Source organism: Deinococcus aestuarii, assembly GCF_018863415.1.
GTDB classification, from domain to species: Bacteria; Deinococcota; Deinococci; order Deinococcales; family Deinococcaceae; genus Deinococcus; species Deinococcus aestuarii.
In genome coordinates, this window is record NZ_JAHKSN010000032.1 from 39,730 (window position 1) to 46,941 (window position 7,212).

Consider the following 7,212-nt stretch of genomic DNA (forward strand, 5'->3'; position numbering starts at 1 on the left):
GGGCTCAGCTCACTGCCAGCGTTCCCACTCCTCTCCCGCCTCACCGAGGAGCAGCGGGCGCACCTCGCCGATCAGGTACAGGCTCCCGCACAGTGCCGCGAGCCCACCGGGCGGGAGGAGGTCGAGCGCGGCCTCCGGCGAATCCGTCAGGTGAACATTCAGTCCCTCGAAGTGTGGGGCGAGGTCGGCGGGATCGGCGGCGCGCGGGCTGAGGACGGCGCGGGTCAGGATCACCTCGGACGCCACCTCACGCAGGGCCGCCGCCACCCCTGCCACGTCCTTGTCCGCCGCCGAGCCGAAGACGACGGGAAGACGATCCAGCCCCAGCCCCCGCAGGGCCGCCACGAGCGCCCGAGCCCCGTCCGGGTTGTGCGCCCCGTCGAGGAGCACCCGCCCCCCCCGCCACGGCAACGCCTCCAGGCGGCCCGGCCAGCGCACCCCCGCCGTGCCCGCCCGGATCGCCCCCTCCCCCACCCCGAGGCGGTGGGCGGCGGCGGCGGCGAGCGAGGCGTTGCGTGCCCCGTGTTCGCCGAGCAGTGGGGTGTGGAAGGACAGGGCCGTCCCCGGCAGCCTCAGGCGCACGTCCCAGCCGTCCCAGCCGAGTGGAGCTGTCTCCAGCGCCACCTCCCGCCCGAGGGCCCACAGGTCGGCCCCCCGCGTCTCCAGCAGGGGCAGGAGGTCGGCGTCCACCCCCGTCACGGCGGGGCGCCCGGCGCGGAGGATGCCCGCCTTCTCGCCCGCGATGGCCTCCCGCGTGTCGCCCAGGATGGCGGTGTGGTCGAGGGCAACCCCTGTGACCACGCTCAGAACCGGGTCGAGGACATTGGTGGCGTCGAGCCGCCCGCCGAGGCCCACCTCCATCACGGCCACCCTTCCTCCAGCCTCGGCGAAGAGCAGGCAGCCCAGGGCCGTCACGATCTCGAAGAAGGAGGCCCCCTCCGCCTCGGCCTGGGGCCGGACACGCCCGAGGGCTTCCCGCACCGCTTCCGGCGAGCACTCGCGGCCCGCGACCACGAACCGTTCGGAAAAGCGCGTCAGGTGCGGGCTGGTGAAAAGACCCGCCCGCTCTCCCGCCGCCGTCAGGATGGAGGCCAGGGTCGCGGCGGTACTCCCCTTGCCGTTCGTGCCGCCGACGAGCACGGCGCGGAAGTTTTCCTGAGGGTCACCCAGGCGGGCGAGCAGGGCGCGCACCCGGGAGAGGCCCGGATGAACGCCGAAGCGTTGCCGCGCGAAGAGCCACTCCAGGTCAGCCGTGGGGGTCATGCGGGCAGGATAGGGCGCCGGGGGGAGTCTCCCCTCCCTGGTCAGGCACTCGGTGTGAAGTAGGCTTCGAGCGTCGGCACGATCTGCTTCTTGCGGCTGATGCGCCGGCCCAGATCGGCGAGGCCCTCCCGGGGCTCCACCCCGAACGCCTCGCGCAGCACCTTCTCCTCGGTCGCCGACAGCACCAGGGTCTTGTTCGTCTCGTTGAGGATGTCCACGACCGAGAGGAGCACGCCGTTGAGACCGTCCTCCGCGCGGGCCCGGTCCATCGCGCCGAGGAGTTCGGCGCTGCGACCCAGGACATAGGCGGGGTTGGTGGTCTCGATCACGCCGATGCCCCACTGTTGCAGGGTCTGGGGCTGCGCCGGGTCACCGAAGGGAAAGAGCTTGTAGTCCATCCGCAGCAGGGTGTCGGCGGGCGTGTCCCCCAGGTCGCTCTTGGCGGCGAACATGGCGAGCGCGTAGGCTTCCACATCCCCGATCTGCGCGACCGGCGCCAGGAACTCCACCGCCGCGCGGTCGTCCGGCGTGGTCGTGGGGCTGCGGAAGTGCAGCGTGTCACTCAGGATCGCGCTGAGCATCAGCCGCGCGTCGGTCCGTTCCACCGTCAGCCCGGCCTCACGGTGAAGCTTGAGCAGAATGGTCGCCGTGCTGCCGACCGGCTCGAAGCGCAGGTAAGGCGGTTGCGCGGTCGTCAGGTCGCCCAGCTTGTGGTGGTCCACCACCCGCGTCACCCTCAGCTCGGAGAGGTTGGGCACCGACTGGGCGCTCTCGTTGTGGTCGACGAGGGCCACCTCCGCGCCCGCCTCCAGCTCGGGCAGGAGTTCGGGCGCCTCCACCCCCGCCCCCCGCAGCACGAAAGGCGTCTCGAAGTTCAGCTCCCCCAGCCGGTAGGCCCTCGCCTCTCCCCCCTGACGGCTGAGCAATCGGGCGTACACGAGGGCCGAGGTGATCGCGTCGGTGTCCGGGTTGGTGTGTCCAAAAACAGCCAGCATGGCGAAATTGTAAGGCCCAGGGCAAAGGCGTGGGCAAAAAGAAGAGGCCCCGAAGGGCCTCCTCGCGAACGGAGTGGTTTAGAAACGGAAGGTGTAGGCGACCTTGAAGCCCTGCGCGATGCTCCGGCCGGTGTTGGTGTACGCGTTCGTGCCGGTCGTGGTCGGGCGGAAGTCGTCGTGGTAGAACACGCCGTAGTTCGCGGACAGGCCGTTCCAGCTCACCTGAGCAAAGAGGCCCTGCGCACGGCCACTGTTGGCGCCGAAGTTGCCGCCAGTGTAGGGATCGCTCGCGCCGCCGAGGGGGCTGCGGTAGAAGCGGTCCGACGTCGCGCTGTAGGTCGCCGTCGCCGCGCTCGCGCTGCTGGCGGTGAGCGTGCTGCCCACACCGAAGCCCTGGTAGTAGGCGTAGCCGAGGCTCGCGCTCAGGTTAGGGGCCAGGAAGCGGTTGAAGGTGACGCCGGCCTGTCCAAACAGCTCCGTCGTCGTCCCGTTCGCCACCTGAACCTGACGGCCCACGTTGCTGATGCGGTTGGCGAAGTTCACGAACAGGCTGGGCTGGAGGGGCACGGCGGTCAGCGGCTGGGTGCTGAGCTTCACACCGTACTTGACGGTGTTGTAGGTGCGGGCGTCATCCGTCGTGGCCGCCGTACCGTTGAAGTCCACGGCCGCGTCGTTCGGCGTGGTGAACAGGTGGTAGCGCGCGAACGGCTCAACCCGCACCCCGAAGAGCGTGCCGGTGTAGTTGCCGTACACCTGGAAGTCGTTGATGTCGTCGCCGTAGAAGCGGGCGTACGCACCGGTGAAGCTCAGGCCCCGGATCAGCGCGTTGGGAGCCGCGCCGTTGTGCTGGAGACGCGCACCGAACGTGCTGGAGAACGCGAACGGCACGTCCGCCACGTCCATGTAAGGGGTGCTGCTGTTGTACAGGAAGCCGTTGCCGTCGGGACCACGGTAGTTCAGATCCGCATGAATCACCGCGTCGTTCAGGGTCGCCCGGTTGTAGAAACCGACCAGGCTCAGGGCACCCAGACGCGCCCCGGCGCTCACACCGAAGCTGGTGTTGCGGTCGGTGCTCACGTCCACGAAGTAGGGCACGTAGGAGTCAACGAACGCGCCGAGCGCCACCGGACCCAGGTTGGTGCCAGCACCCACGCCGAAGCCAACCTGGCCGAGCGGCGTAGAGGAGTCACCCTGACCGGCGGTGTAAGGCATGCTCGACTTGTAGCCGTTAGCGCCTTCGCCGTAGTAATAGCTGGAGTCGTTACCGGACATGCCCGCAACGCCGTTGGCGAACGCCGGGTCGATGGCGCGGAAGTTACCCGCGATCTTGGCGACGCCGAAGTCAGCCGTGGCATTGGTGAAAAACGCCTGATTACGGGCCGCCAGGGTCCCACCGACATCGCCACCGCCCACAAGCGAAGGAGCCGTCTGGGGAATGCTGGCGACGTACGCGCCGGTCACGTTGAACGGGGCGTTGCCCTCCGCGTTCCGAGCGCCAAAGCCCAGGTTGTAGTCCACGCCCAGCGCGCTGCGATTGCCGTCGTTCTGGGCGAAGGACAGACCCACCGTGCCGAAGTTCGCCGGGTTCACGCTGAAGCGCACGCCGTAGTAGTTGCCAACCAAGATGGGGTCCTGACGAGCTGGCACACCATCTGCCGTCGATGCGGAGTTCAACTTGTCGGGGTTGACACGCGCATTACCCACCACCACAGTCGCCTTGGGCTGGAGCGCCGTGTCCGCCGGGTTGCCCGTCACGTTGATCACGAAGCCGCGGCGCTGGATGGCCTCCTCGGTGTCGTTGTCGTTGGCAAAGAGGTAGTCGTTGAACTTGAATTTGCTGTTGTACGACTCGTAGCGCACGTCGAACTTCTGCCCGGCGATGGTGCCGTCGGCGCTGGCGCTGCCTACGGTCACGGGGGTGCCGATGTTAGCGGCCCCGGCACCGGGGAAAGGCACATCGTTGTCAACGGCCAACACGATCTGCGCGTTGTTGACGGTGATCGCGCCGTTGGCCGTCGTGAGGTTGCTGGCCCGCACGCCAAAGCTGATCTCGCTGTCGCCCACGTACGAGTTGTTGTTGGTATCGACGCAGCTCACCGCGTTGCCAGAAGCGGCGTAGATCCCACCCACAATGTCATCAGCCGTATTTAAGACATTGTCAGGGCCAGCGTATCTGACAGCAGGGCAGTTGACGCCCGTGCTGAACACGCCGTCCGCGAAGGTCTGGCGGGTGAGGCGGTCCACGTCGAAGTTGGTGGTGCCGCTGGTCAGGTTGATCCGCCCGTACACCGCGCTGATCGTGCCGAAGACAGTAAAGCGCGGCGCGTTCTCCAGGGTGGTCACGCGGGTGTCGATGGTGCCCACGCGGCCCGCAAGGTTGTCGAAGTCCGCGCGCTGCACGAAGTCGGCCTGGGCGCTCTCGACGGCGCTCACCCGGTCCTGAAGGTTCAGGATGTCCTGGTTGAGCAGCACGGTGAGGTCGTTCAGCGCCGCGATGCTGCTGGCGTTGTCGTCGATGTCGGCGCGCAGGGCGTCGTAGTCGTCGGCGCGCGCCGTCAGGTCGGCGATCTGCGACTGAAGCTGCGCGATGGCGTTCGCGTCACCGCTGGCGGTGGCGAGCTGCTCCACGCGCGCCTCCAGGCGGGCGAAGTCCTCGCGGTTCACCGCGTTCTCTTCGAGGTCGCTCACGCGCACGCCGAGCGCCGTCAAATCGGCGGCCAGCTCCTGAATGGCGTTCTGGAGCGAGGTCAGGGTGCCCTGGTCGAGGGTACCGGGGTTGACCTGCCCCTGGCGAACCTGATCGAGGAGACGGGCGATGATCACGGCCGCCTCGTAACGGGTCAGGTTCTGCGTGCCGCGGTAGGTGCCGTCCGGGTAGCCCAGGATGATTCCCTGGCTCACCAGGCGGTCGATGGCGTCTTTCGCCCAGTGGCCGGCGGGCACGTCGGAGAGCGTCGGCACCTGCGACGCGGCGGGAGCCGCGGCCGGAGTCGCCGTGGCCGGTGCAGCCGGGGTGGCCGTTTGCGCTGCGGCGAAGCCGAACGACAGCGCGGCCGTGAGAACGAACAAACTCTTTTTCATACAACCCCCAAAGCATCGCGCGTCCGAGGCACATCGGGCACTGGAGCAGATGGTGGGGCGAGTTGCCGAGTTTCCTCTCCCGGAGCAGTTCGCCTTCCGCACCCTTTCGCGCAATCTGCCCTCCGCCGCCTGTGGCTTCGGAAAGTCAGATCAGACGGATGATACAAGCGTGAAGAACAGAGGGTCAACCCTGAGAGCAGGGTGAATTCGTCCCTCTGGGCTTGATGAAGACCTATCTGACGAGACGATGAAGAGTGCCGCTGTCAAAAAGGAGCTGCCGGCACGAGACGAAATCATGGGGTTTCGGGTCTGGCATGTAGCCTGATCTACCTGTCATCAGTGGACGAGGCATCACATCGTGGCTGACCAGCGTTCAACGGCCTGGAAGTCAGCGGTGATGCACTGGATTCAAAGCCTGAGCAGACGTGTCCAGGGCTTGTTGGAACCATAGGGGCACGGCCTCCCTGAAATAGCGCCTTGCCCAACCAGTCGCCCACTGCTGGAATTGACCCCGGACGATGGCCGTTCGCGCGCGCGTCACGAGGCGGTGGAGGTAGCGGACATTGTGCAGCGAGAGCATTCGGGGAGCGAGCAGTTCCTCGGCCCGGACAAGGTGGGCCAGGTAAGCGCGCGTGAAGTGGAGGCAGGCGTAGCAGTCGCAGTCGGCATCGAGGGGTTGGAGCTGGGTTCGTGGCGCGCTGGAATTCATGTTCAGGCGGCCGTCATCCGTCAGGGCGTACCCAAACCGTCCTGTGCGCGTGGGATATACACAGTCGAACATATCGACACCGAGGGCGATAGCGGCCACGAGGTCTTCGGGGTGCCCGACGCCCATCAGATAACGAGGCTTGTGCTCGGGCAGCTGCGCCGCCGTCGAGGCGACGGCCGGGTACATCTCTTCCTTGGGCTCCCCCACGGCCAGACCCCCGATGGCAAATCCCGGTGTTTCGAACGGCAGCGTCAGGTCCAGGCTCAGGGCCCGAAGGTCCTCGTGAACTCCACCTTGCACGATGGCAAACAGCGCCTGATCACCGCGACTCTTCACAGCCTGACATCGCTCCAACCACCGCACGGTGCGCTCCAGACTGCGGCGGATGTAGTCCCGCTCGGCCGGATAGGGGGGGCACTCGTCGAAGGCCATGATCACGTCCGCGCCCAATGCCTCCTGCACGCCGATGCTGCGCTCCGGTGTCAGATTTACAAGACTCCCGTCCACATGGCTTTTGAAGGTCACCCCTTCCTCGGTAATCTTGCGCAGATGCCCCAGGCTCATGACCTGAAAGCCTCCCGAGTCTGTCAGGAAAGGGCCGGGATAGGCCGTAAAACCCGCCAACCCTCCATGCGCCTCGACCAAGCGCTCGCCGGGCCTGAGCATCAGGTGGTAGGTATTTGCCAGAATCATTTGAGAGCCCACATCAAGCAGTTCCTGTGGACTGATGCCCTTGACCGTCCCCTGGGTTCCCACGGGCATGAACATGGGTGTTTGCACCGTTGCGCGTGGTGTGCTGAATGTGGCCGCCCTTGCCCGTCCATCTCGATGCTGAACCTCGAACTCGAACATCCGGGCATTCTGCCTGAAGGTTGATGCTGGAGGGTGGAAGCAGCCCCAAATTCTACTGGACCACGCAAAAAGCCCCACCGGAGCGGGTGGGGTGGGGGTGGAGCGGGAGACGAGATTCGAACTCGCGACATCTACCTTGGCAAGGTAGTGCTCTACCAGCTGAGCTACTCCCGCGGTGCTGTGGAGCAAAAGAAAAACCCCCGCGCTGACCGACTTTTCCGGGACCCTGCGGTCCGAGTATCATAGGCGCGGCCATGTTTCACGACCCAGTTCGGCATGGGATGGGGTGGGTCCACGGCGCTGTGGGCACGG

At 66.7% G+C, this 7,212-nt stretch carries 4 protein-coding genes, 1 tRNA gene and 1 rRNA gene; all 6 read right to left on the bottom strand.

Annotated features, from left to right (window positions below; genetic code table 11):
• Nucleotides 1–9: 9 nt before the first annotated feature.
• Nucleotides 10–1,263 (bottom strand): bifunctional folylpolyglutamate synthase/dihydrofolate synthase, encoded by a 1,254-nt coding sequence (locus IC605_RS23285; protein ID WP_216329486.1) that lies wholly within the window; start codon nucleotides 1,261–1,263, stop codon nucleotides 10–12.
• A gap of 41 nt (nucleotides 1,264–1,304) precedes the next feature.
• A complete protein-coding gene (locus tag IC605_RS23290) occupies nucleotides 1,305–2,258 on the bottom strand; it encodes a manganese-dependent inorganic pyrophosphatase (RefSeq protein ID WP_216329488.1) in 954 nt (317 codons plus the stop codon).
• Between the two features lie 78 nt (nucleotides 2,259–2,336).
• Nucleotides 2,337–5,201 carry an S-layer homology domain-containing protein gene (locus IC605_RS23295; RefSeq protein ID WP_343216705.1) on the bottom strand — a complete coding sequence of 955 codons (2,865 nt, stop codon included), beginning with the start codon at nucleotides 5,199–5,201 and terminating at the stop codon, nucleotides 2,337–2,339.
• A 526-nt stretch (nucleotides 5,202–5,727) separates the two neighbouring features.
• Nucleotides 5,728–6,900 carry a tRNA guanosine(34) transglycosylase Tgt gene (gene tgt, locus IC605_RS23300; RefSeq protein ID WP_216329492.1) on the bottom strand — a complete coding sequence of 391 codons (1,173 nt, stop codon included), beginning with the start codon at nucleotides 6,898–6,900 and terminating at the stop codon, nucleotides 5,728–5,730.
• Nucleotides 6,901–6,998: 98 nt separating this feature from the next.
• Nucleotides 6,999–7,074 (bottom strand) — tRNA-Gly (locus tag IC605_RS23305).
• A gap of 23 nt (nucleotides 7,075–7,097) precedes the next feature.
• A 5S ribosomal RNA gene (gene rrf / locus IC605_RS23310) occupies nucleotides 7,098–7,212 on the bottom strand; the annotation flags it as partial.

Coding starts and splice junctions, on each gene's coding strand:
- tgt (WP_216329492.1), bottom strand. CDS start 6,900: ATGTTCGAGTTCGAGGTTCAGCATCGAGATGGACGGGCAAGGGCGGCC.
- IC605_RS23290 (WP_216329488.1), bottom strand. CDS start 2,258: ATGCTGGCTGTTTTTGGACACACCAACCCGGACACCGACGCGATCACC.
- IC605_RS23285 (WP_216329486.1), bottom strand. CDS start 1,263: ATGACCCCCACGGCTGACCTGGAGTGGCTCTTCGCGCGGCAACGCTTC.